At 34.2% G+C, this 24,920-nt stretch carries 30 protein-coding genes and 1 tRNA gene; 16 read left to right on the top strand and 15 right to left on the bottom strand.

Features of this window, described 5'->3' with window-relative positions:
- Window positions 1–4 precede the first annotated feature (4 nt).
- Window positions 5–1,303: a Xaa-Pro aminopeptidase gene (locus RT037_RS03155; RefSeq protein ID WP_313028091.1), complete on the top strand. Its 1,299-nt coding sequence runs from the start codon at window positions 5–7 to the stop codon at window positions 1,301–1,303.
- Window positions 1,304–1,349: 46 nt separating this feature from the next.
- Here RT037_RS03155 and RT037_RS03150 read toward each other — a convergent pair whose 3' ends face one another.
- On the bottom strand, window positions 1,350–1,736 hold the full coding sequence (locus RT037_RS03150) for an acyl-CoA thioesterase (protein WP_312322323.1): 387 nt from the start codon (window positions 1,734–1,736) through the stop codon (window positions 1,350–1,352).
- Window positions 1,737–2,038: 302 nt separating this feature from the next.
- Here RT037_RS03150 and RT037_RS03145 point away from each other — a divergent pair, with 302 nt between their 5' ends.
- Together RT037_RS03145 and RT037_RS03140 are read left to right on the top strand one after the other, a co-directional pair.
- On the top strand, window positions 2,039–4,024 hold the full coding sequence (locus tag RT037_RS03145) for a urocanate hydratase (RefSeq protein WP_313028089.1): 1,986 nt from the start codon (window positions 2,039–2,041) through the stop codon (window positions 4,022–4,024).
- 205 nt (window positions 4,025–4,229) lie between these two features.
- Window positions 4,230–4,856 (top strand): hypothetical protein, encoded by a 627-nt coding sequence (locus RT037_RS03140; RefSeq protein ID WP_312322329.1) that lies wholly within the window; start codon window positions 4,230–4,232, stop codon window positions 4,854–4,856.
- Window positions 4,857–4,904: 48 nt separating this feature from the next.
- Here RT037_RS03140 and RT037_RS03135 read toward each other — a convergent pair whose 3' ends face one another.
- Complete coding sequence (locus RT037_RS03135) at window positions 4,905–5,240, bottom strand: hypothetical protein (protein ID WP_313028087.1); 336 nt, start codon at window positions 5,238–5,240, stop codon at window positions 4,905–4,907.
- Between the two features lie 375 nt (window positions 5,241–5,615).
- Between RT037_RS03135 and RT037_RS03130 the strand changes: the two genes are divergently transcribed.
- Window positions 5,616–6,158 (top strand): HdeD family acid-resistance protein, encoded by a 543-nt coding sequence (locus RT037_RS03130; protein ID WP_312322333.1) that lies wholly within the window; start codon window positions 5,616–5,618, stop codon window positions 6,156–6,158.
- A 51-nt stretch (window positions 6,159–6,209) separates the two neighbouring features.
- Here RT037_RS03130 and tpx read toward each other — a convergent pair whose 3' ends face one another.
- Window positions 6,210–6,737 carry a thiol peroxidase gene (tpx, locus tag RT037_RS03125; protein WP_409529540.1) on the bottom strand — a complete coding sequence of 176 codons (528 nt, stop codon included), beginning with the start codon at window positions 6,735–6,737 and terminating at the stop codon, window positions 6,210–6,212.
- A gap of 94 nt (window positions 6,738–6,831) precedes the next feature.
- Complete coding sequence (locus RT037_RS03120) at window positions 6,832–7,449, bottom strand: hypothetical protein (RefSeq protein WP_313028084.1); 618 nt, start codon at window positions 7,447–7,449, stop codon at window positions 6,832–6,834.
- Window positions 7,450–7,588: 139 nt separating this feature from the next.
- Between RT037_RS03120 and RT037_RS03115 the strand changes: the two genes are divergently transcribed.
- Together RT037_RS03115 and RT037_RS03110 are read left to right on the top strand one after the other, a co-directional pair.
- Complete coding sequence (locus tag RT037_RS03115; RefSeq protein WP_312322335.1) at window positions 7,589–8,083, top strand: RNA polymerase sigma factor; 495 nt, start codon at window positions 7,589–7,591, stop codon at window positions 8,081–8,083.
- A gap of 11 nt (window positions 8,084–8,094) precedes the next feature.
- Window positions 8,095–8,688 (top strand): hypothetical protein, encoded by a 594-nt coding sequence (locus RT037_RS03110; protein WP_313028082.1) that lies wholly within the window; start codon window positions 8,095–8,097, stop codon window positions 8,686–8,688.
- A 48-nt stretch (window positions 8,689–8,736) separates the two neighbouring features.
- Here the strand turns inward: RT037_RS03110 and RT037_RS03105 are convergent, their stop codons facing one another.
- The gene (locus RT037_RS03105; RefSeq protein ID WP_313028080.1) at window positions 8,737–9,441 is read right to left on the bottom strand and encodes an ATP-binding cassette domain-containing protein; all 705 of its coding nucleotides are present in this window, start codon (window positions 9,439–9,441) and stop codon (window positions 8,737–8,739) included.
- Between the two features lie 104 nt (window positions 9,442–9,545).
- Here RT037_RS03105 and ruvX point away from each other — a divergent pair, with 104 nt between their 5' ends.
- The 4 genes from ruvX to RT037_RS03085 all read left to right on the top strand — a co-directional run bounded on the left by ruvX (window position 9,546) and on the right by RT037_RS03085 (window position 11,979).
- Window positions 9,546–9,956 carry a Holliday junction resolvase RuvX gene (ruvX, locus tag RT037_RS03100; protein ID WP_312322340.1) on the top strand — a complete coding sequence of 137 codons (411 nt, stop codon included), beginning with the start codon at window positions 9,546–9,548 and terminating at the stop codon, window positions 9,954–9,956.
- Window positions 9,953–10,525, top strand: coding sequence for a peptide deformylase (gene def, locus RT037_RS03095; RefSeq protein WP_312322341.1), 573 nt, complete (start codon window positions 9,953–9,955; stop codon window positions 10,523–10,525). Before ruvX ends, def begins: the two co-directional genes overlap by 4 nt.
- A gap of 47 nt (window positions 10,526–10,572) precedes the next feature.
- Window positions 10,573–11,115 carry a DUF5606 domain-containing protein gene (locus tag RT037_RS03090; RefSeq protein WP_313028077.1) on the top strand — a complete coding sequence of 181 codons (543 nt, stop codon included), beginning with the start codon at window positions 10,573–10,575 and terminating at the stop codon, window positions 11,113–11,115.
- A 129-nt stretch (window positions 11,116–11,244) separates the two neighbouring features.
- Window positions 11,245–11,979 (top strand): helical backbone metal receptor, encoded by a 735-nt coding sequence (locus tag RT037_RS03085; protein WP_313028075.1) that lies wholly within the window; start codon window positions 11,245–11,247, stop codon window positions 11,977–11,979.
- 17 nt (window positions 11,980–11,996) lie between these two features.
- On the opposite strand, the gene RT037_RS03080 is transcribed toward RT037_RS03085, so the two are convergent.
- The 4 genes from RT037_RS03080 to RT037_RS03065 form a co-directional block, all read right to left on the bottom strand.
- Window positions 11,997–12,662, bottom strand: a complete 666-nt coding sequence (locus RT037_RS03080; RefSeq protein WP_313028073.1) for a hypothetical protein — start codon at window positions 12,660–12,662, stop codon at window positions 11,997–11,999.
- A gap of 215 nt (window positions 12,663–12,877) precedes the next feature.
- Window positions 12,878–13,111 (bottom strand): hypothetical protein, encoded by a 234-nt coding sequence (locus RT037_RS03075; RefSeq protein ID WP_313028071.1) that lies wholly within the window; start codon window positions 13,109–13,111, stop codon window positions 12,878–12,880.
- A gap of 118 nt (window positions 13,112–13,229) precedes the next feature.
- Window positions 13,230–13,679, bottom strand: coding sequence for a GAF domain-containing protein (locus RT037_RS03070; protein ID WP_312323822.1), 450 nt, complete (start codon window positions 13,677–13,679; stop codon window positions 13,230–13,232).
- 11 nt (window positions 13,680–13,690) lie between these two features.
- A complete protein-coding gene (locus RT037_RS03065) occupies window positions 13,691–15,118 on the bottom strand; it encodes a TonB-dependent receptor (RefSeq protein WP_313028068.1) in 1,428 nt (475 codons plus the stop codon).
- Window positions 15,119–15,163: 45 nt separating this feature from the next.
- Between RT037_RS03065 and RT037_RS03060 the strand changes: the two genes are divergently transcribed.
- From RT037_RS03060 to RT037_RS03045, 4 genes are all read left to right on the top strand, one after another.
- Complete coding sequence (locus RT037_RS03060) at window positions 15,164–15,928, top strand: MBL fold metallo-hydrolase (RefSeq protein WP_312323825.1); 765 nt, start codon at window positions 15,164–15,166, stop codon at window positions 15,926–15,928.
- A 106-nt stretch (window positions 15,929–16,034) separates the two neighbouring features.
- Window positions 16,035–16,114 (top strand) — tRNA-Leu (locus tag RT037_RS03055).
- Window positions 16,115–17,029: 915 nt separating this feature from the next.
- A complete protein-coding gene (locus RT037_RS03050) occupies window positions 17,030–19,177 on the top strand; it encodes an endonuclease MutS2 (RefSeq protein WP_313028067.1) in 2,148 nt (715 codons plus the stop codon).
- Between the two features lie 237 nt (window positions 19,178–19,414).
- Window positions 19,415–19,765, top strand: coding sequence for a hypothetical protein (locus RT037_RS03045; RefSeq protein ID WP_312323899.1), 351 nt, complete (start codon window positions 19,415–19,417; stop codon window positions 19,763–19,765).
- A gap of 24 nt (window positions 19,766–19,789) precedes the next feature.
- Here RT037_RS03045 and RT037_RS03040 read toward each other — a convergent pair whose 3' ends face one another.
- The gene (locus RT037_RS03040; RefSeq protein WP_313028066.1) at window positions 19,790–19,969 is read right to left on the bottom strand and encodes a hypothetical protein; all 180 of its coding nucleotides are present in this window, start codon (window positions 19,967–19,969) and stop codon (window positions 19,790–19,792) included.
- Window positions 19,966–20,925: a hypothetical protein gene (locus RT037_RS03035; protein ID WP_313028065.1), complete on the bottom strand. Its 960-nt coding sequence runs from the start codon at window positions 20,923–20,925 to the stop codon at window positions 19,966–19,968. Before RT037_RS03035 ends, RT037_RS03040 begins: the two co-directional genes overlap by 4 nt.
- Window positions 20,926–21,321: 396 nt before the next feature.
- Between RT037_RS03035 and RT037_RS03030 the strand changes: the two genes are divergently transcribed.
- Window positions 21,322–21,939, top strand: a complete 618-nt coding sequence (locus RT037_RS03030) for a hypothetical protein (RefSeq protein ID WP_313028064.1) — start codon at window positions 21,322–21,324, stop codon at window positions 21,937–21,939.
- Between the two features lie 226 nt (window positions 21,940–22,165).
- On the opposite strand, the gene RT037_RS03025 is transcribed toward RT037_RS03030, so the two are convergent.
- Window positions 22,166–22,375, bottom strand: a complete 210-nt coding sequence (locus RT037_RS03025; RefSeq protein WP_313028063.1) for a hypothetical protein — start codon at window positions 22,373–22,375, stop codon at window positions 22,166–22,168.
- Window positions 22,372–22,689: a hypothetical protein gene (locus RT037_RS03020; RefSeq protein ID WP_313028062.1), complete on the bottom strand. Its 318-nt coding sequence runs from the start codon at window positions 22,687–22,689 to the stop codon at window positions 22,372–22,374. The genes RT037_RS03025 and RT037_RS03020 overlap by 4 nt, the downstream gene beginning before the upstream one ends.
- An 80-nt stretch (window positions 22,690–22,769) precedes the next feature.
- On the opposite strand from RT037_RS03020, the gene RT037_RS03015 reads away from it, so the two are divergent.
- Window positions 22,770–23,336, top strand: coding sequence for a hypothetical protein (locus RT037_RS03015; protein WP_313028060.1), 567 nt, complete (start codon window positions 22,770–22,772; stop codon window positions 23,334–23,336).
- A 56-nt stretch (window positions 23,337–23,392) separates the two neighbouring features.
- Here RT037_RS03015 and RT037_RS03010 read toward each other — a convergent pair whose 3' ends face one another.
- Together RT037_RS03010 and pepE are read right to left on the bottom strand one after the other, a co-directional pair.
- Window positions 23,393–23,980 (bottom strand): HD domain-containing protein, encoded by a 588-nt coding sequence (locus tag RT037_RS03010; RefSeq protein ID WP_312324727.1) that lies wholly within the window; start codon window positions 23,978–23,980, stop codon window positions 23,393–23,395.
- 15 nt (window positions 23,981–23,995) lie between these two features.
- Window positions 23,996–24,688 carry a dipeptidase PepE gene (pepE, locus tag RT037_RS03005; RefSeq protein WP_312324726.1) on the bottom strand — a complete coding sequence of 231 codons (693 nt, stop codon included), beginning with the start codon at window positions 24,686–24,688 and terminating at the stop codon, window positions 23,996–23,998.
- Window positions 24,689–24,920 lie beyond the last annotated feature (232 nt).

Raw genomic sequence — 24,920 nt, 5'->3', positions numbered from 1 at the left:
GAACATGACTACAAAATACGACAGAATTCCTAATACTTTGTTCATCAAAAATCGCAAAAAATTTGTCACTCAAATGAAGCCAAATTCTATAGCGATTTTTAATTCTAACGACATTTATCCTATCAGCGCCGATTCTACACTAGCTTTTCAGCAACACCGCGACATTTTTTATCTTTCGGGTGTTGACCAAGAAGAAAGTATTTTGTTAATTTTTCCGAATGCTTACAAAGAAGAGTATCGCGAAATTCTATTTGTTAGAGAAACTAACGATCATATCGCCGTTTGGGAAGGTGAAAAATTGAGCAAAGAAGATGCAACGGAAGTATCTGGAATTAAAACCGTAATGTGGTTGTCAGAATTCGAAAAAGTATTTTATGATTTGATGGCTGAAGCAGAAAATATTTATTTAAATAAAAATGAACATTATCGCGCGGCTGTAGAGACACAAACGCGTGAAGATCGCTTCATCGAATTTGTAAAAAAACAATATCCACTTCATATAATTTTGCGCAGTAATCCTATTTTGCAGCGTTTAAGAAGTATCAAAGAACCTGAGGAAATTGCTTTGATTCAACATGCTTGTGACATTACAGAAAAAGGAATTCGCAGACTTCTCGGCTTTGTAAAACCTGGCGTTTGGGAGTATGAAATCGAAGCTGAATTGGCGCACGAATTTATAAAAAATAGAAGTCGTGGATTTGCTTACACACCCATTATCGCAAGCGGAAACAATGCGAATGTTTTGCATTATATTTCTAACAATATGCAACTGAAAGATGGTGATCTTATCCTATTAGATGTCGGTGCAGAATATGCGAATTATTCATCGGACTTAACTCGTACAATCCCCGTAAATGGAAAATATACACCTCGCCAAAAACAAATCTACAATGCGGTTCTTAATTGTAAAAAAGAGGCTGAAGATCGTTTGATTGCTGGAAATAATTGGCATAAATTCCATAAAGAAATGGGCGAAGTCTACACTTCTACTTTGTTAGATTTGGGATTAATTGATAAAGTTGATGTCCAAAATGAGGATCCAAAATGGCCAGCTTACAAAAAATACATGATGCACGGGACATCCCACCACATGGGCCTTGACACGCACGACTATGGTCTTTTGTCAGATGATTTCGTGGCAGGAATGGTCTTTACCAACGAACCTGGATTCTACATTCCAGAGGAAGGTTTTGGCGTGCGACTTGAAGACGATTACGAGATTCAAGCTTCAGGAAATCCGAAAAATTTTATGAAAAACATCCCTATCGAAGCCGACGAAATCGAGTCTTTAATGAATTCTTAGGTTTAAAAGCAACAAAAAGGCTCTCAAATTTTGAGAGCCTTTTATTTTATTCGAAAATACGTTGTGGTTTTTTATTCTCGTCAATCGCTACCAAAGTAAAATCTCCCGAAACGGCTTTCTCACGCGTATCGGCGTACATTTCTTCGATAAAGATTTCGATGTTAACTTTTAGGCTCGAGTTCCCAACATATTTTACTTTTCCTATCAGCTCTACTAAAGTGTCTGCTGGTATAGGTTTTTTAAAATCGATTCGGTCACAACTCACTGTTACAAAAGATTTTCTGGCAAATCGGGTTGCTGTCATAAAGGCAACTTCGTCCATCATTTCCATAACTTTTCCGCCGAACATGGTGTTGTGATGGTTGGTTGTGTTTGGGAAAACAACTTTAAAAACGTGGGTTTCAGACGCTTTAATTTTGTCGTCGTAATTCATTTCTTTTTTTAGAATTAAAAGTTTAACAATTGAAATGAATAAAAATCTATGAGATTCTTACTTCAAATCGCGAAAGTTTTCGGGGATCCGGCTTTGCAAAAGCATCACGGTTGCGCGACAGCTCGTGAGTTACACACGATTCACCCTTTTCGAGTGCAAAGATAATTTTTTTTGAAGTGATTTTGTAACGTTGTAATATGAAATTCTCCTTTAATCAGGTCAATTTTCTTGCTTTATATTTTCAATTTTGAATATCTTTAAAACCAATTTTGAATTTCAAATCTCAAATTTCAAATTAAATAATGACATTTCAAGAACAAATAAAACAAGGGATTCCTACGGAACTTCCTCAACCAAAAGCTTACGAACCCAATATCAATCACGCTCCAAAGCGTAAAGAAATCTTAACCGACGAGGAAAAGAAATTGGCTTTACAAAATGCGTTGCGTTATTTCAATCCTCAATTTCATGCCACTTTAATCCCTGAATTCAAGAAAGAATTAGAGGATTTTGGAAGAATTTATATGTATCGTTTTCGTCCGGATTATGAAATGAAAGCCCGTCCGATAAACGATTATCCGGCGAAATCTCAACAAGCTGCGGCGATTATGTTGATGATTCAGAATAATTTGGATTATGCCGTGGCGCAACATCCTCACGAATTGATTACCTATGGCGGAAATGGTGCGGTTTTTTCCAATTGGGCGCAATATCTTTTGACGATGCAATATTTGTCGGAAATGACGGACGAGCAAACTTTGGTGATGTATTCTGGGCATCCGATGGGGCTTTTCCCTTCTCACAAAGACGCTCCGAGAGTTGTTGTAACTAATGGAATGATGATTCCAAATTATTCAAAACCTGATGATTGGGAGAAATTCAATGCTTTGGGTGTTACGCAATACGGACAAATGACGGCAGGAAGTTATATGTACATCGGTCCACAAGGAATTGTACATGGAACGACGATAACGGTTCTGAATGCTTTTAGAAAAATCAATAAATCACCAAAAGGAGGCTTGTTTGTGACTTCTGGATTGGGTGGAATGTCAGGAGCACAGCCAAAGGCAGGAAATATCGCAGGTTGTGTAACGGTTTGTGCTGAGGTGAATCCTAAAATCACGAAAATTCGTCACGACCAAAAATGGGTGAATGAAATCCATGAAAATATGGATGAATTGATTGAAAGAGTGAGAAAAGCTCAAGAAAATCAAGAAACCGTTTCTTTGGCTTACCTTGGAAATATCGTTGATGTTTGGGAAAAATTTGAGGATGCTGGTTTGAAAATCGATATCGGTTCCGACCAAACGTCTTTGCATAATCCTTGGGCAGGTGGTTATTATCCAGCTGGAATTTCTTTTGAAGAATCCAATACGATGATGGCTGAAAATCCAGAATTATTCAAAGAAAAAGTTCAGGAAACCTTGAGAAGACACGCTGCAGAAATTAACAAACATACAGAAAAAGGAACCTATTTTTTCGATTATGGAAATGCCTTTTTATTGGAAGCGTCGCGTGCAGGAGCAGATGTGATGTCTGCAACGCCAAGTTTGGGAAGGGAATTCAAATATCCAAGCTATGTTCAAGATATAATGGGGCCAATGTGTTTCGATTATGGTTTTGGACCGTTCCGCTGGGTTTGTACAAGTGGAAAACCGGAAGATTTACAAAAAACAGATGATATTGCTTGTGCAGTTTTAGAAGAGATGATTCAGAATTCTCCTGCTGAAATTCAGCAACAAATGAAAGATAATATCCAATGGATAAAAGGCGCTCAAGAAAATAAATTGGTGGTTGGTTCACAGGCGAGAATTTTATATGCCGATGCGGAAGGAAGAATGAAAATCGCAGAAGCCTTCAATAAAGCCATTGCCAACGGAGAAATCGGAGCAGTAGTTTTAGGAAGAGACCATCACGATGTTTCGGGAACGGATTCTCCTTACCGTGAGACTTCTAATATCTATGACGGTTCAAGATTTACAGCGGATATGGCGATTCACAATGTGATTGGCGATAGTTTCCGAGGAGCAACTTGGGTTTCTATCCACAACGGTGGTGGCGTTGGTTGGGGAGAAGTGATTAATGGTGGTTTCGGAATGTTATTGGATGGAAGCGATGATGCAGACAGACGATTGAAATCAATGCTTTTCTGGGACGTGAACAACGGAATTTCCAGAAGAAGTTGGGCAAGAAATGAAGGTGCTATTTTTGCCATCAAACGTGCCATGGAAGCCGAACCAAATTTGAAAGTTACGCTGCCGAATTTGGTGGATGATAGTTTACTTTAATTTTTTTTTAAAAATATTATTAAACAACAAAAGTTCTAAACTTCAATAAAAAAGGCTATCAAATTTGATAGCTTTTTTTTATTTATTTTCACCTTATTTAATTAGAAAACAAGTTGGTACTGAAAATATTATTTAATATTAAAAAAGTCGTTTATTTAATTTAACTTTTAAAAAGAATAAAACTCTAAGTTTTAAATATTAAATTATGAAAATCTCCATTCCAAAACCATGTCACGAAAATTGGGATCAAATGACACCCGCCGAAAAGGGAAAATATTGTGGTATTTGCAGTAAAAATGTTACTGATCTTACCACAATGTCTGATGATCAAATTCTAAATGAATTACAATCTAACACCGACATCTGCGTCGTTGCGAACCATTCTCAAATGAATAGAAATTTAGAATATTCTTTTATTAATTCATTATTTTCAAAATTTGCATTAGGTGTTATTTTGACCTCCGCTGGAATTGTAAGTATCAATGCTCAACAAAAAGAAAATCAACAAACGACGAAAGGAAAAGTGACACATATTAGTGCTAACAAAGACACTAACAATGTTCGTGTAATGGGCAAAATGGCTTATATTCCTCCGAAAAAAGATACGATTAGAAAGCCTTTCCGCCTTGGGAAAATTGCGGCTTACCCTAATAAAGACAAAGCCAACCCAATCTATGTTTTGGACGGAATTATCGTTGATGAGAAAAAAGTTAAAGATCTAAAACCTAGTAATATAGAAAAAATCGAAGTCCTCAAAGATGAAAAAGCGAAAAATAAATATGGCGAAAAAGCAAAAGATGGCGTCATTGTAATCACCTCGAAAAAGAAATAATTTAAAATAAAAAAGGCTAATTCAGATTTGAAATAGCCTTTTTTATCTTTAATACTTTGTATCCGCAGATGGTCCGTAGCTTGGTGGTAATGGAATATCATTTAATCGATAATAGACGCCTAGTTGCGCTCTGTGATGCGTCGCTTGATTCAGCGCATGTCGGATGGCACAGTACTTTGTCCATTCCATCATCGTTTCGCCATTATTTTTTATAGCCCAATTCGGTTCTAGTTGATCTTCTGTCGCCGCTTCTAGACTTGCAATTCCAGCATTGTAATCGTCTTCTAACTTTTGCTGAAGTTCGGCTTTTGTTGAGATCTTAACTGGTTGATAATCGCCTTTTCCAAAGTCTAACTCTGATGTGTTAAGAATAAATTTGGCCACGCAAAAACCTCAGCAATATGTGATGCTAACGGCATTAATTTCATACTTTTCTCGTGCGGTGCGTAATCATTTTTATTCTCAGGAAAACGATCAAAAATGCTTAAGTTGTTTCGTACTCGTTTTTTAATTCTTCTTTAAGTTGTTATAATGTATCCATTTTTGTGTGATTTGTGAATTATAAAATTACTGTCTTTAATTTCAAAAATATGTTAATGCTTTATTAAATAAAGATAAAACTAAAGCTTCTCGATTTCGTTTAATAAAAATTTAATAAAATGACAAAATTTTAAATATAACGTATCGCATAATAAATATCATGAAAGTCGGATAAGGTATATATTTTGCAAGTTATTGGTATTCAAAAAAATTATTACAATGAGTCAAAACTACACAAATCCCTACAAGTACTGGTATCTTCCGTTAATTACAGGGATTATCTTTATCATTAGTGGAATATATATTTTCCGTACACCGCTTGCTTCTTATTTAACATTATCGATGTTATTTGCAGCTATCTTTTTTGTTACAGGTATCATGGAAGTTGTAAACGCTTTTAGCAACAGACAATATCCCAACTGGGGATGGTCCCTAGCTGGAGGTATTGTTGATTTAATTTTAGGGATTATGCTAATCTCTTCGCCTGCTTTGAGTGCGACAATATTGCCGTTATATGTTGGGATTACGATTTTGTTTCGTTCGATTATGGGTATTGGATCGTCTTTAGCATTAAAAAAAGTTGGGATTAAATCTTGGGCGACTGTGATGATTTTTAGTATTTTGGGATTATTATTCGCGATACTAATGATTGCAAATCCTGTTTTTGGAGGTTTAACAATTGTGTACTACACAGCTATTTCATTTATTATGATTGGTGTTTTCCAAATCATGCTTGCTTTGGGTTTGAAAAAACTGAAATAAATACAATCTTTTTTAAACAAAAAACAGTCTCAAAATTTTGAGACTGTTTTTTTATTTTTTAATTGCTGCTAAAGCTTTATCATAGTGAGGTTCTTGGCTAATGTCTGCGACTTGTTCTTCGTACACGATTTTGCCTTGCGGATCAATAACAACTACCGCTCGACTTAGCAATCCTCGTGACGCGCCGTCCATCATTTCGACGCCATAACGTTTCCCAAAATCTGTTCTAAAATCTGACAACATTACAACATTTTTAATACCTTCTGCACCACAAAAACGCTTTTGCGCAAAGGGCAAATCTTTAGAAATACATAACACCGACGTATTTGGAAGATCAGCTGCCATCTCATTAAACTTTCTTACTGACATCGAGCAAACGCCTGTATCAACACTCGGAAAAATATTTAGGATTAAATATTTTCCTTTGTAACTCTCAAGACTTTTGCTTTCCATTTTGTCATCTGTCAGTTCAAAATTAGGAGCCACAGCACCAACATTAGGAAGTTTTGCAAAAGTTTTTATTTCTTTACCGCGCATTAACACTGTCGATTGTTGAGCGTTTGAAAATCCAACAACCATTAACAATCCGAAACTTAATATTTTTAAAGCTTTCAATATTTCTAAAATTTAAATCAAATTTAAAACAAAAAAACTTCCTTTCGGAAGCTTTAGCTTATTTTAATAAAGATGTATTAATCTCACTCATGACAGCTTTTAGCTGATCGAGTGTATAACCTTCGCCTTGTATCTTTATTGCATAACGGTCTTTAACAAGATACTGAATTTCCGATTCCATAATTTCTCCATTTTTCTTCTCAGAAACGCTTGCACGTACGTTATTAAAATTGGTTGTTTTCTCATAACCTTCAGCATCTGTTTTTTCTGATTCTGCTTTTAGCGCCATCATCAACATAGCAAGCATACCGCTCCCAGCTTCGCCTGCGCCGTCAACAATGCTAATCTCAACATACTTATCTGCGTTGTCGCTATACTTTGCATCTGCCGAAGCTAAACCCATCATAGAGCTATCTCCTACTCTTATTTCGGTTCTTGCTAAACCTAGTGCGGTTGTTGGCAGAATAGACTTTAGCTCATCATTAGTTGCTGGAGCTGTTGTTTTCAACTCTTTCATTTTTTTCTCGATATCATCCATAGATGCTGATAAGTTGTTGAGGGTTTTTGCACCGCTGACAACGTCACCTACCGAAGTGGAAGTTTTTGCGTTAGCATCATCATTTTTCTTACAAGCAACTAAGCTGACTACAGCCAATGCTAAAAGTGTTCTTTTCATAATTTTATCTTTGATGTGATACAAATCTAATATTTTAAAACTAAATTGACAATTATCAAATTCGAGCCTCGAAAAAATAATATTATTTTTTTGTAACATTTTAAAGAATCAGTCACTAACCTTGTGAGAACTAAAATAAATGACAACTCTAGAATCTGAGTTTTTACAAAAAATCGACAAGCATAAAGGCATCATTTTCAAAATTTCGAAAATGTATATGGACAATCGGGAAGATCAAGAAGATCTTTTCCAAGAGATTACATTTCAGGTTTGGAAGGCTTTTTCGAGTTTTAAAGGCGAAAGCGAATTTTCGACTTGGCTCTATCGTGTGGCGCTTAACACCGCTATTGTATTTTTAAAATCAGAGAAAAGAAGAAGCTTTATCGACAATGCAGAAGTCTCAAATTTTAAAATTGAACAAGAAGATTACAACCACGAAAAAGAAGAGAAACTTCAAAAAATGTACGAAGCCATCCAACAACTTAATCCTATCGATAAAGCTTTTATCTTTTATTATCTCGAAGATTTTTCGGGAAAAGATATTGCACAACAAATGGGAATCTCCGAGGGCAACGTCCGCGTAAAAATGAATCGTGCAAAAAATAAATTAAAAGACATTTTATCTAATCCATAAATTACAAAGAAATGAATATAGATGAACTAAAAAATATTTGGGATAATGACGAAAGCCAAAATACGCCTGAAGTCAGCCTAGAACAAAGAAAAAGCCTAAATCTACCTTTAGAAAAAATCCGTCGGAATATGCGTTGGGAGTTTTGGTCAACCGTAATACTTTTAGCTTTTGTGTTGGTTGCAATTTGGGGAATCCAAATGCCATTTAGATTCCGATTGTATTTAGAAATTTTGGTAGCAGCGATGACTGTGGTTACCTTCTTTTTCTATTCTAAATTTTTCAAACTTTATAAAGAAATCACCAATCCCGAATTAGAAACTTTAACATCATTAAAAGACTTGTTGACACAGTTTAATCTTAACAAGCAATATTATCTGTCGTTCTACATCAGCTTCGTTCCATTTTTGGTTGGCGAAATGATTATCGTTATAGAATCTATTCCAAAATCTAGAGATTTGCCCGACTTAGCATTAGCCATTTATTTTGTTGGATCAATCTTGGCAGGACTTCTATTTTTATGGCTTTTAGGAAAATTCTGGTTTCAATATTATTATGGAAAATATATTGACAAAGTCGAAAAACTTGTTGAAGAATTACAAGCTTAATAATAAAATAAAAGCGCGATGTCCAAGGACATCGCGCTTCTTTTATTCTTATTGTTTGGCTTCTGTATAACTTTGGAAAGCCTGTTCGAGACTTTCGTATTTCCCTTTGAATTCCGAGATTGGCGAATCTTGAATGATATTTCCTTTATGAATCAAAATCACGCGTGAGCAAAGCGCTTCCACTTCTTGCATGATGTGTGTTGATAAAATAACAGTTTTTTCTTTCCCAATTTCTTTAATTACATTTCGGATTTCAACAATTTGGTTAGGATCTAATCCGTTGGTAGGTTCATCCAAAATCAATAAGTCTGGTTGATGAAGAATCGCTTGTGCAAGGCCAACACGCTGTTTGTAACCTTTAGAAAGTTGACTTATTTTTTTCGATTTTTCCGGTGTTATCCCAACCAATTCAACAACCTCGTCTACTCTATTTTTTTTGATTCCGTGGATGTTCCCCACAAACTGAAGATATTCTTTAACGAACATTTCTTGATAAAGTGGATTATTTTCTGGGAGAAAACCAATCTTTTTTTTGCTTTCGATATCGTGCGTTGTAATGTCTTTTTGATCCAATAAAATTTGACCTTCATCAATCTTCAAAGCGCCAACAATAGACTTCATCAGCGTTGATTTTCCTGCACCATTTGGACCGAGAAGTCCGATAATTTCGTTTTTATTAATTAAAATATTAACATCATTAAGTGCCACTTGGTCACCAAATTTCTTCGTCAGATTTATAATATCTAAAGCCATTATTTACAAATATCTAGGGCAAAAATACTAAATCTAATTCTGAAATTCATTTCTCTTTTAAAACAATTTTCAAAGCCTAAAATTTTTCGTAAATTTGCAAACCTATGGGACAAATCCTCGCAATTGACTACGGAAAAGTAAGAACAGGACTCGCTGCCACCGATGATGCCAAAATTATCGCAAGTGTGCTAACGACTGTGGAAACGCCAAAGTTGATCGTTTTCCTAAAGGATTATTTCAGCAAGAATAATGTAGAAGCGGTTGTTATTGGCTTACCAACCGACCTCAAAGGACAACTTTCTGAAATAGAAAGGGAAATTCAGCAGTTTTTGAAAGTTTTTGAAACTGAATTTCCTGATAAAAAAGTATATCGTTTGGATGAGCGTTTTACTTCCAAAATGGCTTCATTTTTTATAAGTCAAAGCGGAAAAAATAAAAAACAAAGACAAGAAAAAGGTCTTATAGACCGTGTAAGTGCAACCATAATTTTGCAAAATTTTTTAGATCAACAATGATTTTACCAATACGCGCCTTTGGCGATTCAATATTAAGAAAAGTGGCTCACGATATCGACAAAGATTATCCTGAGTTACAGACTTTGATAGACAATATGTTCGAAACCATGAATGGTGCTAACGGCATTGGCCTTGCTGCGCCCCAAATCGGCTTGGACATTAGACTTTTTATCGTGGACATTACGCCACTTGCGGACGACGAAGATTACGAAGATATTGCGGAAGAACTTAAGACTTTCAAAAAAGTATTTATCAATGCAAAAATCCTTGAAGAAAGCGGTGAAGAATGGAAATTCAACGAAGGTTGTCTATCGATTCCGGAAGTTAGAGAAGATGTAAAACGCAAAGAAACTATCAAAATTGAATATTTTGATGAAAATTTTGTAAAACATATCGATACTTTTTCGGATATTCGTGCGCGCGTTATTCAACATGAGTACGACCATATCGAGGGCATACTTTTCACGGATCACCTAAGCGCACTAAAAAAGAAATTGGTAAAAGGAAAACTACAAAAAATCGCTAACGGCGATGTAGGCGTTAACTACAAAATGCGCTTCCCGAAATAATTTAAAATAAATAAGAAAAAAATAAACAACGACTAAACATTGAAACAATGCAGTTAGAAAAAATAATTTCAATCTCAGGAAAACCAGGACTTTTCAAATTAGTTTCTCAATTAAGAAATGGATTTATTGTTGAAGATATCACAACTAAAAAGAAAGTTAGCATCTCAAACTCTAGCCAAGTTAGCTTGCTAGACAATATCGCGATGTTCACTTTTGATAAAGAAGTTCCGTTATTTGAAGTATTTGAAAATATTGCTAAAAAATACGATTTCAAACAAACGATTAACCACAAGTCAAAAAGTGACGAGCTTAAGACTTTTATGGAAGAATCGCTTCCTAACTACGATACAGAAAGAGTATACGAGTCTGATATCAAAAAATTAGCGCAATGGTATAATCTTTTGCAAAAAGCGGGTTACATTACACCAGAAAGCTTTGTAAAAGTTGAGGAAGTTGTAGAAGAAGCGCCAGCAGCTGAGGAAAAACCAGCTAAAAAAACGACTAAAAAAGCAACTGAAAAAACTGAGGATGCTGAAGAAAAACCAGCTAAAAAACCTGCAACTAAAAAGACCACTAAAAAAGAAGATTAATTATAAATCGTCAATTCGGGTAAAATTCGTTGAAAGTTTTATGTAAAGAATTGTCACAATTTTAATTAAAACAATAAAAACTCTATCAAAAGGTTTATTTTTGATGGAGTTTCTTTTTAATATTGAGTTATGAGAATTGTGTCCTTGGTACCGTCGTTGACAGAGATTTTGTTTGATTTTGGATTGACTTCCGAAGAGGTTGTTGGCAGAACAAAATTCTGTGTTCATCCCAAAAATAAAGTCCAAGATGTTGCGATAATTGGCGGAACCAAAAACATTAATATTGAAAAGATAAAATCTCTAAACCCCGACATCATCCTCGCCAACAAAGAGGAAAACGTTAAAGAGCAAGTCGAAGAATTAATGCAAACGCACAAAGTGATTGTCACGCACGTCGAAACTTTGGAAGACAATTATTATTTGCTAAAAAACCTCGGAAATTTACTTAACAAAAAAGAAGTTGCACAACAATTCAATCTTAAAATTCAGGAGCAATTTAATTTTGAAAAAGCTAAAACCAAACTAAAAGTCGCTTATCTTATTTGGAAAGATCCTTTTATGAGCATTGGTCGCGACACTTTTATTCATCATGTTTTACAAGACATCGGTTTCGAAAATTTCTTCGCCAATCAAAAACGTTATCCAAGTTTTGAGCTAACAGATTTGGCGGATGCTGATGTTATTTTTCTGTCTTCAGAACCTTATCCTTTTAAAGAAAAGCACGTCGAAGAACTTCAGAAAATTTATCCCAACAAAATCATCAAAATTGTTGATGGCGAAGCTTTTTCTTGGTACGGCACCCGAATTGCGCACATCGGAGATTATTATCAAAACTTGGTTTCGGAGGTTTTAAAAAGTAAGTAAAGAGAATTTAAATCAAACTACTTTTTATACTCTAGATAAATTCCGTCCCAGATTTTTACAATTTCTTTGGATAGTTTTTCAAGCGATTTGTTTTCGGATTCTAATCGCAGATTATCTACATCTTGATTTTCTTTCCAAATATAAGATTTTTTCTCAACTTCATCCGTTGCTTCTGTCAAACCGTATAAATATTCTGTATGCACATCAAACAAAGCCGCAGAAGAGGTCGTTCTCACTTTCACTTCTTTGTTTTTAAGGTAGCCCAAAGCAAAAACATTTTGAGGTCCAAAATTCTTTGCATCGACAGAAAATTCTGTATCAAACGTGTAAACTAAGAGCATTTGTGCTTTCATTTTTGCAGCAGCCAAACGCAAATCTTTTATCGTTCTATAATTATAAGGAAGCAACAATCTGTTGAATGGTGAAATCTGTTTGATGCCTTGCAGTTTTTCAATCTCTTGAATTTGTTTTTCCTCGTTTGCATCTCGTGTCAAGATTATCGTAAAATTTCCATTATTGGCTTGATTTTCATTTTGAGAATAACGATAATTAGAATATCTCGGCGCTTGGATTCTTGCAATGGCAATCGTTACGGGAAATTCAGCTGTTGGTTTGTTAGACAAAACTTTAGAAATGTCTTCGTCCGCCAATTCCGAAAATTTGACATCGCCGCCTGGCGTCACATATTTGGTGGAGCAAGAACTTAAAACAAGTAATAAAAAACTGGTAAAAAAAGTTGAGATTTTAGTTTCATAATAAATAATTTGACTGTTGTGATTTTATTTATAATACAACGGAAAAATAGTTTTACAAGTATTTGGTAAATAAATATTTTTTGAACAATTTCCAAAACAAAAGGCTAATTTTCCAGGTTAGCCTTTTTGTTTTTTATGTAAGATTAAATCCAATGAAAACTTAGTACAGATTTCATTTCTTCGATAATGTTGTCATTGTTGAGATATTCTGCTTCTCCAAAGCGGAGTTTAAAATCAAATTCGTTGGAAAGATTTTCCAAAATATGTGACAAAGATTTTATTTCACCTTCAAACCAATTCGACCAAGCGAATAAGATTTCTTCTTGATCTTTTTTAAACTGATAAAAATCGAAATCAACGCCTTTATCAAAAGCCAAATGACTGTATTAACAAATCAATTTCCAAGAACTTTTTTGCAAATATTCTATAATTGCGTAAAACTTAGAAGTCTCGATATTGATGGCAATTTGTAAATCCATGCCTCAAAAATTATGATTAAATAATCTCGGCAACTTTCTCGCAAATCCATTGCAAAAGCTCTTCGTCGGCCTTTGTGAAAGGATCAATCTTGTGACTGTCGATGTCGATTTGGCCAATGTTTTTTCCGTCTTTAAAGATCGGAACAACGATTTCGGATTTTGTATCAATCGAACATGACAGATAATTGTCTTGCGCATGTACATCTGGAACCACGAAAGTCTCTCCAGAAACGGCAACTTGCCCACAAATCCCTTTCCCAAACGGAATAATTGTGTGATCAGTTTCTGCACCAACATAAGGTCCAAGAATCAATTCTTCTTTTTCACCATTTCTAAAATAGAAGCCCGTCCAATTGTAATAGTCAACCTCTTGATCAAGAAGTTGGCAGATTTTTAATAATTTAGAATTTGTATCTGCATCTGGCGCGTCCAAAATTAGACCTGCACGTTTTTTTAATTCGTTCATATTTAATAATATTAATCGATAAGACTCACCTCTTTGTAACCAAACATCCCTCGGTCTTTAATGATTTCGGCAACACCTTTAGGCAACTGCTCTTCCCAACCGCATTCGTGACAATTGATTTTTTTGAGAACGTCTCTCGAATAGATTTCTAAAAACTGAGGATTGTAATCTTTGATGTCAACAATTCTCTTATTTAGTTTAAAATATTTGTAAAGTTCTTTTAGATTTGACTGGACTTTCAAATTCTCGGAAGTCAGTAAATCGCCTGTTGTAGCATCTTTGTACGGATATAGATATACGCGCATATCTTTTTTGAAGAACTTTCCAAAAGCCTCCAAAATTCCGCCTGATAAATTTTTGTAATACTCTTCATCAAAAACATCCAAAAGATTGTTAACGCCCATCGCTACACCAATATTCTGATTGGTATAGGCTGAGAAATAATCAACCATTCTGTAATATTCTGAGAAGTTAGATATCATAATCGTATAACCTAACTTAGCCAAAACATCCACCCTATCTAGAAAATCTCTTTCGTCAATATCACCGTATGCACGTAGGTTTGCGATGGTAATTTCAAAAAGAACTTGTGTATCTTCATTGGTACAACCAACGTCTTTTAGGAACATATCAAGTCCATTGACAAACATATCGATGTTCACTTTTGTAACTGGTCTAAAGCTTCCTCTAACTGCGAAAATATTTTTCTTATAAAGAATATCTGCTGGCAGCATATTGTTACCTTCCGAATTAAAAATAACTGCATCGGTCATGCCTTTTTTCACCAATTGCAAACTCATCAATCGATTATCAACATATTCGAAACATGGTCCACTAAAGTCAATCATATCAATCTCCACGCGGTCTGTCGATAATTCGTCATAAAGCGAATCGATCAATCTTCTCGGATTGTCAGCATAATAAAAAGCGCCATATATCAAGTTAACACCCAAAGCACCCAAAGTCTCTTGTTGCAAAGTCGCATCATTGTCATTGAATTTCACATGAATAACAATTTCGTTATAATCTTCATTTTCTGACAATTGATAACGAATACCCACCCAACCATGACCTTTCATGGTTTTATCAAAATTGATGGTTGTTACAGTATTGGCGTAGGAAAAGAATTTTTTCCCTGGATTGTTGTCTCGAGAAATACGCTCTTCCACCAAGCCTACTTCATAACGAAGCATCTTGCGAAGACGATTTTGAGTTACGTAGCGGTTTTTAGTTTCTTTTCCATAAATAGCGTCACTAAAATCTTTATCGTATGCCGACATGGCTTTTGCGATTGTTTGTGATGCCGCCCCAGCACGGAAAAAATATCTTACTGTCTCTTGTCCCGCTCCAATTTCCGCAAAAGTTCCGTAAATTGAACTATCTAAATTAATTGCTAAAGCTTTTTGTTTTGGTGTTAATTTTTGATGAATAACAGACATGTAGAATTTTTTGTAAATTTACCAAAATAAATCCAAATCTAACGAATGCGGCTTAAATTTTTAGGCACCGGAACTTCCCAAGGAATCCCTATTATAGGAAGTCATCATCCTGTCTGTTTATCGACAAATCCTAACGATAAACGCCTTCGGGCGTCGGTTATTATCACACTTGATAATGACAAGAAAATCCTTATCGATTGCGGCCCAGATTTTCGCCAACAGATGCTTGCGAATCACGAAGAACAAGTGGACGCCGTACTTATTACGCACGAACATAATGACCATATTATCGGATTGGATGATCTACGCCCTCTCATTTTTAAAAATAAAATGGAAATGCCTCTTTATTGTCAAGAGCGTGTTGGTAAAGAAATTAAATTCCGTTTTCCGTATGCTTTTGCAGAAGAAAAGTATCCAGGATCGCCGTCATTTATTATCGAAAGAGCGACTGAGCATTTCGAAGTTTTTGGAGAAGCAATTACAAGTATTGATGTGATGCATTCTGCATTGCCTATTTTAGGTTACAAACTTCGTAATATGGCTTATGTTACAGATGCGAGTCACATCTCTGATATCGAAAAAGAAAAGCTTAAAAATCTTGATTTTTTCATTATTAATTGTCTTCGTAAGGAACAACCACATCATTCGCATTTTATCTTACCAGAAGTTTTAGAATTAGTGAAAGAATTAAACCCAAAAATGACTTATTTGACACATATTTCTCATCTTTTAGGATTTCATGATGATTTGGTAGCCGAACTTCCGTCACATATCCAGCCTGCTTATGATGGATTGGAAATAGAATTTTAAATTTTTGAAATTGATTTTCAAATAAATAGAATCTACAAATTAAAAAAACACGGAAAACATTTTTACTAAAACGAAATATTTGTATATTTGCACACCTCAATACAACGCTCGGATGGCGGAATTGGTAGACGCGCACGACTCAAACTCGTGTTCCTAGGAGTGTGGGTTCGATTCCCACTCCGAGTACTAAAAGCAAGCATTTTTAATGTTTGCTTTTTTTTGTTTTTACACTCAAAACTTTTTTACAAGTTCTTAATTAAAATATTTTAAAACTTATTCGTTTATTTAAAACAAATACAAAATAAGAATGATTTTTGCATCAATATTTAGTACATCAAAACTTTATATTATGAAAAATCTAAAAAATAAACCTCCAATATTTGTTATTGTTTTGTTTGTAGTTATTGTATTAATGATAATTGTATACTTTGCGATAGCCGCACTTTTCCCAGATATCTTTAACAACCTTAACGAAACCAATCAAATCAACAAATAAATTACAAAGCCTATTTTTAAACAAATGGGCTTTTTTATTTTTAAAATGTGAGATTAGAAATAGACACTAGTTTTACACCTATTCATTTTGCCGATGTCATTGATTTCATTATGAAAATTCAATTCTATTAATTACAATTTTTCTCATCAAAACAGAGTTCCCAAACCTTGATTTTTGTCACTCAAAAGTCCTATTCATCGACTAATGAATACTTTTTCTTCAATTAACATCCATATTTCTTTGTACTTCTATACACAATCATTTAAGACATATTAAAAAAATGGCTTTTTAGGAATGGCGGCTGTTACCAACGGCCGATTTAACCAAAATACTACAGGTTGAACAAGTCCTTCAGTCTACGCAAAAATTAGTTATGACAAGCAAGTTAACAATGATCTGAGAGTTCGTTTAACAGGTTCGGTTTACAATGCAGCGCAAACACATAGTTTATATTTCTATGACGGTGACAGAGCTGGTTCTCGATATTATTATGTGATGGAAAATGCAGCAGTTACATCTTCTGCTAACTTTGATTTACAAACTGCCACCTAATACCTGAAACCTATTACATAATATCTATCACTTCAATTTCTTATCTTTGTCGTGTGCAAGTCAGTCAAGAAAATTTACAAGAATTAGAGTTTCCGCGCTTGTTGGCCGAAATCGCGCCACTCGCCTACTCTCCCAAAATATCCGAAAAAATCCTCGAGCTTCAACCAATGTCTATTGATGAAGCCGAATTGTCATTAAAAAAAACATCCGAATTCTTAAGTTCTTACGAAAGCGAAAACGCGATTCCTTTTGATGAGTATGAAGATATCGAAGATGCGTTAAAAGTGATGCACATCGAGAATTATCGATTAGAAAATCATGCTTTTATCAAAATCAAAAACTTAACAGAGCAAGTTGGCAAGCTTCAAAATTACTTTCCAAAGTTGATCGACGTTTTTCCAAATCTTAATAATGATGTTAAAGATTTAGATTTTAGAAAAGAAATCATTGATAAAATCGCAAAAGTTTTTAATCGTTTTGGAGAAGTTAAAAGTGATGCATCAACGGATTTAAAAACAATTCGAGGCGAAATTCAACATGCCAGAAAAGCCATTCAGGAGAATTTTAATCGCGCATTATCTTCGCTTGCGCAAGGTGATTTTTTGGATGATATTCGTGAAAGTATTATCGATGACCAACGCGTTTTAGCAGTTAAATCTGGTTATAAAAAAAGAGTTGCTGGTCGTACATTAGGCGTTTCCAAAACAGGTTCTATCACTTACATTCAGCCAGAAAGTGTTGTTAAACATCAGTTTCGTCTTCGTGAAAATGAAGAATTAGAGAAAAAAGAAATTGACAAAATTCTTAGAAAGCTAACCGCCGAACTTGCAGAGTTTCAGCCGCAATTAGAGGATTATCAGACTTATATTTTTGACCTCGACATCATCCGTGCAAAAGCAAGGTTTGCAAAAATCATTAATGGTGTTTTACCAAAAATTAATCGTCATAAAAGTTTAAAACTGATTAACGCTTTCCATCCTTTACTTTGGTTAAGAAACAAAGCCGAAAACAAAGAGATATATTCGCAGACTTTAGAACTTTCTGAGAAGAATCGTATCATTTGTATTTCTGGTCCAAATGCTGGCGGAAAGTCGATTACGTTAAAAACCTTAGGTTTACTTCAGTTGATGATCCAGACAGGGATTTTGGTTCCTGTTCATCCAAAGTCGGAGATGTTTTTCTTTGATAAATTAATGACGGACATCGGCGATAACCAATCGATTGAAAATCATCTTTCGACCTACTCTTCTCGACTCAAAAAAATGGCGAGCATCATTCGCGAAGCCAACGACAATACGTTATTGTTAATCGACGAATTTGGGACAGGATCCGATCCAGAATTGGGTGGTGCTTTGGCAGAAGCTTTTCTAGAATTTTTCTACGAAAAAGGAAGTTATGCGATTATCACAACGCACTATACCAACATCAAATTGGTTGTCGAGCAACTTCCACACGCGATGAATGCGGCAATGCTTTTCGATGAAGAAACTTTGGAGCCGATGTACAAATTGGAAATCGGACAAGCGGGAAGTTCGTTTACTTTCGAAGTTGCGGAGAAAAATAGAATTCCGAGATTCATCATTCATAATGCGAAAAAGAAAGTTGAGCACGACATCGTTAATCTTGACAAAACGATTGTAAAACTTCAACAAGAAAAATATGAAGTCGAAAAACTAAAATCTGACCTTACAACTCGAAAAGAATCTGTTGAAGACAAACGTGATAATCTTCACAAACTGAATGAACAATTGCAACAAAAGTTGTTTAACTTTCAAAAATTGTACGAAGATGAACATCGCAAATTGCAATTCGGAAACAAAGTCGAAGCTTTTATTGACAGCTATACGAAAGGAAAATCTCGTAAAGATATCGTTAAAGATTTTGTTAAACTTTTGGAACAAGAAAAATTCCGAAAAGTTGGCGCCGATAAAGATGAATCCAAGCGTCTGCAAGTTGTAAAACGTAAAATTACGCAACAACTGAAGAAAGAAGAAGTCATTGAAAAGATTGCTGAAACCAATGAAAAAATCGAAGAAAAGCGTCAAAAAGAACGTGCACTTTGGTTGAAAATCGGGCAACGTGTTCGCATCTCAGGAAGCACCAGCGTCGGAACCATCGAAATGATTAACAAGAATAAAATCACGGTTAATTACGGAACTTTCAAAACAGTGATTAGCGCAGATGAGTTAGAGAGGATTTAAGATTTTAAGATCTAGATAAAGCAAAAAATACGTAATAATTATAGCGAATTAGATTAAGTAAGATCGCAAAAACACCTTCAAAACAATATGAAATATGAAACTTACTGGTCATTTCTTGACACACCAAGCAATTCAATTTCTTCAGATATTGTATTATTTATTGCTTTGCTAATTTCCATTTTCGTTTTTTTAATTATATTAAAATTTAAAAAATCAAACTTCGAAAAGAAATTCTATTTGTTCATAGTAGGAATATTTATCCTTATTACTTTGCCAATGTATATTCATACACGTTTTTTCGCAAAAGACGATAGTCAACAAAGGTTAATTGAATTTATTAATTCTAGCGAAAGAAAAGTAGTAGAAGGGAAAATATCCAATTTCACTAGAGGTCACAAAGGAAAAACTAGCTTCGAAAGTTTTGATGTTGATTCAATTCATTTTGAATATTATGATAATGCAATCTCCGAATTCAGTCATTTTGGAGGAAATCATAGTAATGTTTTCCATGATGGATTAAATGTTCGAATCATTTATGCAAATGGAGAAGCAAACAACGAAATTTTAAAATTGGAAATAGAAAAATAATTTAGTCCAGACGGAAATTATTTATCACTTCCAAAAATGTCGAAACATCGATAAATAAAAATAAGCCATTTCTTTAGAATGTCGATCGTTAACCCAATTGGAGATATTTTGTGTGGCTAGAAGCACGTCTTTATTTTGGATTTTAGTTTTCAAAATTGTTGCATAAGCGACATGGTCAAAAACGTCCGTCAATTCCAAAATCATAGCATCTGCCTCCGAATATATGACTTTATGATTTTTATATTTTGCAAAGAATATTCCGAATTTGGGAAGAGATTTTCGTCGATATCTTTTATGTTTTTAGAATAATAATTTTGAAGTGTAGCCCAAGCTTTTCCACTATCCGTTGCAATTGGCATCACTTCTATTGACATTAATTTTAATTTAGAAAACTGCTTTTCTTTAGCAGACTCTAAGCTTTTTGCGAGTTCGGATTTTGTTTCTTTAATCGTTTCTAAATCTACACTATTCAAGCTTTTTTCGTAAGCTTCCCAATCTTTTGGTAAGCTTGTTGGCTCAGATCTAAAAAAGTTTTTAGCCAAAGACAATTGACTAATAGCAAACTCTAATTTTTGAGGAATTTCCAGCTCAAACGAAAAATGATCATTCGACGAAAAGAATAAAGCAAAGGCTTTTTTATCTTTTAAATATTTGAAATAAATACTGTTAACCGAACCTCTTTCGCGATAGATAATACTTTCGTTATCAGAATAATAAATCGAATCAACATCTTTTAACTGCTCTTTAACCTTTGCAATCGTCACCGCTTCTTGCTTGTCTGTCCACACAAGATTCATCGCACCTTGATCGATATTATTAAATTTATACTCTAACTCATCTTCAAAACCAAAACTGAAAAAATTATTGCTTTCGCTATTTAATTCCAAATCGCCAAGTTGCCACAAAAACAAAGATTCTGCACGGTTCTTGGCTTTCATTTTAATATTAAAAGGCAAAATAAAATTATCTTTATCAAACGTCACATTTTTCTCAACTTTCTTTAATTGAAGCATTTTCGCGATCTCTTCTTGCGACGGAATTTTCTCTAAAGTTGTCGCAGGTTTTACAATTTTTTCAGTTGAAACTGCTGGCTTTTGCGCTTTATCAGAGCAAGAACTTAAGAGACAAATTGTTAGAAAACTAATTCGGAATAATTTCATTTTAGTGTTTTTATTTTTTGCTTTTTTAAATATAAAAAAAATCTAACGTTTTAACTTAAAAATTTTAGCTTAAGGATGAAAAGAATTTTAAAAAACTTAATCTGAAATTTTAAAAACAGAAATATATTTTTATTTTTAAACCAGATACAAAATCGATGACAGAATCCAAATTTTACTTTTTAATATTCTTCATTTCTCACATTTTTTTGTTTGCAAATATGGCGAAACCTACTGTTGATGGCACGACGACCTCGACTTTATTTGGAAGTAAGGATTGTACTGTTATTAAGGAAAAAAATTGACTTAAAACTTACGCAGGACCACTCAGATTACATTAAATCTTATTTAATAAACTACAAAATAACTTACTGATTTCATCTCCAAAAAAAAGAAAAATTGTATTTGATTTTTGTTGATATTAATATGCTTGCTTCTGAAAATATCAGCGTTAATGGAAAGACAATTACGGCTTCTAAAATCAAGAAATTTCCAGAAAATTTTAAAGACAAAGACGGCGATGGATTGTATGAATTGAAATTCGATCAGACAAACACCTATTATATTCCGCCAGATGACGTTATCACTTTTGTTGCAAATTTTGAAGCTGGCGAAAACGAAATAATTATAGAATATAATGGATATCCAGACTACAATGTCTATGCACTTTTGAGAGAATTTAAAACTGAATACGCGCTTTATCCGTCAAAATTTTGGGAAAGCTTTGGTCCAATTGAAGTCAACATCAATATGCCCAATGACACGGAAATCCGAAGTGTTAACCAAGGCGCTCTCAAAAATTTGAAAAACGGTAACTATCAGCTCAAAATTGATAAGATTGTTCTTGACGATTTGGAAATAAATTTCTCGACGAAGCCTTCTATATTGGGGAAAATTCTACTTTTTATCCAACCAATTGGTTTGATATGTATTTCATTTTTTATCTTAGCTTTTCTTCATTTTAAATGGTTAAAAACACTAGAAAACGCAGACCAAAAGAGTTTAATTATAGCGTAATTTTAGGTTCTTTACTTGTTATAACACTTTGTTTCTTAGTTTTTATATTCAGACATGATCTAATATTCTTGGTTATTAACGAGGAGCATTTGAAGTAAGGTTACATCCTTTTAGCTGTTTTTACTTATCCTATTTTTTTAATAATATATCTCATGATTGCATGGTATATTGATGCGAATTGTAAAAACAGATTAAGTATTTAACTCTCAAAATAAAAACCACAAATTTATTTTGTGGTTTTATAATTCATGCTGTTTCCCATTTTTTCATATTCGATGTCGTTGGGTTCCCAAAGCTCAATTTTGTTACCTTCGATATCCATAATATGTACGAATTTTCCGTAATCGTAGGTTTCAATCTTATCAAGAATAGTGACATTTTCTTTTTTAAGAATTTCGACTAATTTTTCAAGATTTTGCACGCGATAATTAATCATAAATTCTTTTTCTGATGGTTGAAATACTTAGTTTTTTCATTAAAAGAACTCCATTGTGTAAAGCCTTTTTTAGAATTGTCCGCACCTTGATACCACTCGAACACCGAGCCATAATCGTTAACACTAAGTCCGAGATGATCGCTGTACCGTTGTCGAAGTGCTTTCGGGTCTTTAACTTTAAAGAAAATCCCACCAATACCTGTGACGCGTTTCAGATCTTTATCAGACTTCCAGCTTGTATCGGTTAAAGTTTTAAATCCAAAACCCAAGAAAAAAGCTGCCAAAATAGAAAGTGCAAATAGTATTTTTTTCATGTTTAAATTTATAATTAAATCAAATTTAAAACAAAAATAAAATTTAATTGCTTATTTTTATCTTAATAAAAAACGCTAATATGAAAAAATTAATCCTAGCATTTGGAGTTCTAACTTCAACATTTTCCTTTTCACAAATTACAACGGTTACCGACGGTTTTTCAACAAACTTATCCAAAGCAGATTTAGACTTTTCGGGTGACAGAAAGCTTTATGCCATTGGTCTTAATGACAAAACTTCGGAAAATTACCTAGTCGTTTCTAAGAACAAAGTTGGTGCTGAAAATGATTTGCTTTATGTGGACAAATTTCGTAAAAATGCCGATGGAACTTTCACAAAAGTTGTTACCGAAAAATTTACCCACCCAATTAACAAATCGCTTTCTTTTGTTAATAATCGAATGATGTACAGCGATGTTGACAAAGACGGAAACGGCGATTTTCTTTATAACATCGAGCAAAATGAAAATGGTGTCGAAAGTCCACTAGAAAAGGCTTGGGGCTTAGTTGTTTTTAATAATAAAGCTTATAAACTTTGGAAAAATAAAGATGATAATTATAAGAAAACTTATACCGATGAAGCTTTCCAAAAACTTCCAGAACCTGTAGAATCTAAGTTCCTAGAATTTTTCAATGGACTTTATTAAACATAAAAAAAACGCAAAGCCAAGGCTTTGCGTTTTTCATTCTAACCGATATAAGTTTATTTCAATCGTCCTTCAGCAATGTTTTTTTCAATAAGAATATCGAAAACTTCGCCCATTTCGTCTGATGAACGCTTCACAGCATTTTCGATAATTTTGCGCGCTTGCTCTGAGGTAACACCAGCTTCTGTCCAGCTTTTTCCTTCTGTATAAGAGTTAAGGATAAATGGCATAATACGATCGATAGAACAAGCAAAAATAGCATCATGCGTTTTCTCTTCTTCAAACTCTATCCAAAGATTATAAAATTCTTCAGCTAGATCTTCATTAAGAATTCCGAATATCTTGCGTGCTGCAATTTTTTCACGCTCGAATTTTCCTTCCATTAAAGCTTCATCGAAAATAAAAGTATCTCCCGCATGAATTTCAACCAAATCATGGATCGACAACATCCTGATCACGCGTAACAAATCAATTTGTTCTTTGTGTTTGGCGTAAGGATGAAGGATCTGCGCCAAAATGATAATCTGCCAGCTATGTTCAGCGGTGTTTTCGCGACGACTGTCGTCAGCATTATAGTTTCTTCGATTAACATTTTTTAGCGCATCAACCGCCAATATAAAGTCTATTTCTTTCTGTAATTTCATTTTTATTATTTGTAATTATAACTCGCTTCCCGATTCGATTTCGTAAGGTTCTTTGCCTTGCTCGAATATTCGGGTTAGTTGTGAGCCTTCAACCGTAATTTTGTTGTCAATTCTTCTGATCCAGTTTCCTTCTCGTAGTCCAATAACTTTAAGATCGTTCTGCGTCAGAAATTCTAAAATTCTTGTTTCGCGGGTTTCGCCATTGTGGTGCAAATCTGGATTAGGATCCAAATAATGCGGATTGATATTAAATGGAACGAATCCCATACAATCGAAACTTGGCGGATACACGATCGGCATATCATTAGTGGTTTTCATATTAACACCACCGATATTGCTTCCTGCGCTGCAACCTAAATAAGCTTTCCCTGATTCTACATTTTGTTTTAAAATCGACATCAAATCTTCTTCATGTAATGTCTTTACCAATAGAAAAGTATTTCCGCCTCCTGTGAAGTAAGCTTTTGCTTGGTTGATGGCTTCGGCTTTGTCTTCGAAATCATGAAGTCCTCTGACTTTTTTACCAATTGTCGAAAAAAAACTTGCAGCTTTCGCCGTGTATTCTTCATGCGAAATTCCTCCTGGACGTGCAAATGGGATAAATAAAATCTCGTCAACGTCCGCGAAAAGTTTTTCTAATTCTGGTTTTAAATATTCTAAATATTGCCCTCCAAATAATGTGGAAGTCGATGCTAATATTATGTTCATTTTTATTTATTTTGTTTTGATTTTTTCAGATTTTAGATTTATGATTTACGATTCTAAAATCGTAATTCGCCATTCGTAAATATTTGAACTTCTAAATTCACTTCGGCTCCGCTCAGTGACCACAATATCTAATTCCCAATTCTAAGAACTTATAAGTTCTAACTCCTAACTCCTAATTCCTAATTCCTAATTCCTAATTCCTAATTCCTAATTCCTAATTCCTAATTCCTAA

It is taken from the genome of Soonwooa sp. (genome assembly GCF_032062245.1).
GTDB lineage: Bacteria > Bacteroidota > Bacteroidia > Flavobacteriales > Weeksellaceae > Soonwooa.
This window is presented reverse-complemented; position numbering and strand designations above follow the sequence as displayed.

Bases quoted from the DNA above. Each gene is read 5' to 3' on its own strand.
- RT037_RS03155 (WP_313028091.1), top strand. From the start codon at position 5: ATGACTACAAAATACGACAGAATTCCTAATACTTTGTTCATCAAAAAT.
- RT037_RS03150 (WP_312322323.1), bottom strand. From the start codon at position 1,736: ATGAATTACGACGACAAAATTAAAGCGTCTGAAACCCACGTTTTTAAA.
- RT037_RS03145 (WP_313028089.1), top strand. From the start codon at position 2,039: ATGACATTTCAAGAACAAATAAAACAAGGGATTCCTACGGAACTTCCT.
- RT037_RS03140 (WP_312322329.1), top strand. From the start codon at position 4,230: ATGAAAATCTCCATTCCAAAACCATGTCACGAAAATTGGGATCAAATG.
- RT037_RS03130 (WP_312322333.1), top strand. From the start codon at position 5,616: ATGAGTCAAAACTACACAAATCCCTACAAGTACTGGTATCTTCCGTTA.
- tpx (WP_409529540.1), bottom strand. From the start codon at position 6,737: ATGGTTGTTGGATTTTCAAACGCTCAACAATCGACAGTGTTAATGCGC.
- RT037_RS03120 (WP_313028084.1), bottom strand. From the start codon at position 7,449: ATGAAAAGAACACTTTTAGCATTGGCTGTAGTCAGCTTAGTTGCTTGT.
- RT037_RS03115 (WP_312322335.1), top strand. From the start codon at position 7,589: ATGACAACTCTAGAATCTGAGTTTTTACAAAAAATCGACAAGCATAAA.
- RT037_RS03110 (WP_313028082.1), top strand. From the start codon at position 8,095: ATGAATATAGATGAACTAAAAAATATTTGGGATAATGACGAAAGCCAA.
- RT037_RS03105 (WP_313028080.1), bottom strand. From the start codon at position 9,441: ATGGCTTTAGATATTATAAATCTGACGAAGAAATTTGGTGACCAAGTG.
- ruvX (WP_312322340.1), top strand. From the start codon at position 9,546: ATGGGACAAATCCTCGCAATTGACTACGGAAAAGTAAGAACAGGACTC.
- def (WP_312322341.1), top strand. From the start codon at position 9,953: ATGATTTTACCAATACGCGCCTTTGGCGATTCAATATTAAGAAAAGTG.
- RT037_RS03090 (WP_313028077.1), top strand. From the start codon at position 10,573: ATGCAGTTAGAAAAAATAATTTCAATCTCAGGAAAACCAGGACTTTTC.
- RT037_RS03085 (WP_313028075.1), top strand. From the start codon at position 11,245: ATGAGAATTGTGTCCTTGGTACCGTCGTTGACAGAGATTTTGTTTGAT.
- RT037_RS03070 (WP_312323822.1), bottom strand. From the start codon at position 13,679: ATGAACGAATTAAAAAAACGTGCAGGTCTAATTTTGGACGCGCCAGAT.
- RT037_RS03065 (WP_313028068.1), bottom strand. From the start codon at position 15,118: ATGTCTGTTATTCATCAAAAATTAACACCAAAACAAAAAGCTTTAGCA.
- RT037_RS03060 (WP_312323825.1), top strand. From the start codon at position 15,164: ATGCGGCTTAAATTTTTAGGCACCGGAACTTCCCAAGGAATCCCTATT.
- RT037_RS03040 (WP_313028066.1), bottom strand. From the start codon at position 19,969: ATGATTTTGGAATTGACGGACGTTTTTGACCATGTCGCTTATGCAACA.
- RT037_RS03035 (WP_313028065.1), bottom strand. From the start codon at position 20,925: ATGAAATTATTCCGAATTAGTTTTCTAACAATTTGTCTCTTAAGTTCT.
- RT037_RS03025 (WP_313028063.1), bottom strand. From the start codon at position 22,375: ATGATTAATTATCGCGTGCAAAATCTTGAAAAATTAGTCGAAATTCTT.
- RT037_RS03020 (WP_313028062.1), bottom strand. From the start codon at position 22,689: ATGAAAAAAATACTATTTGCACTTTCTATTTTGGCAGCTTTTTTCTTG.
- RT037_RS03015 (WP_313028060.1), top strand. From the start codon at position 22,770: ATGAAAAAATTAATCCTAGCATTTGGAGTTCTAACTTCAACATTTTCC.
- RT037_RS03010 (WP_312324727.1), bottom strand. From the start codon at position 23,980: ATGAAATTACAGAAAGAAATAGACTTTATATTGGCGGTTGATGCGCTA.
- pepE (WP_312324726.1), bottom strand. From the start codon at position 24,688: ATGAACATAATATTAGCATCGACTTCCACATTATTTGGAGGGCAATAT.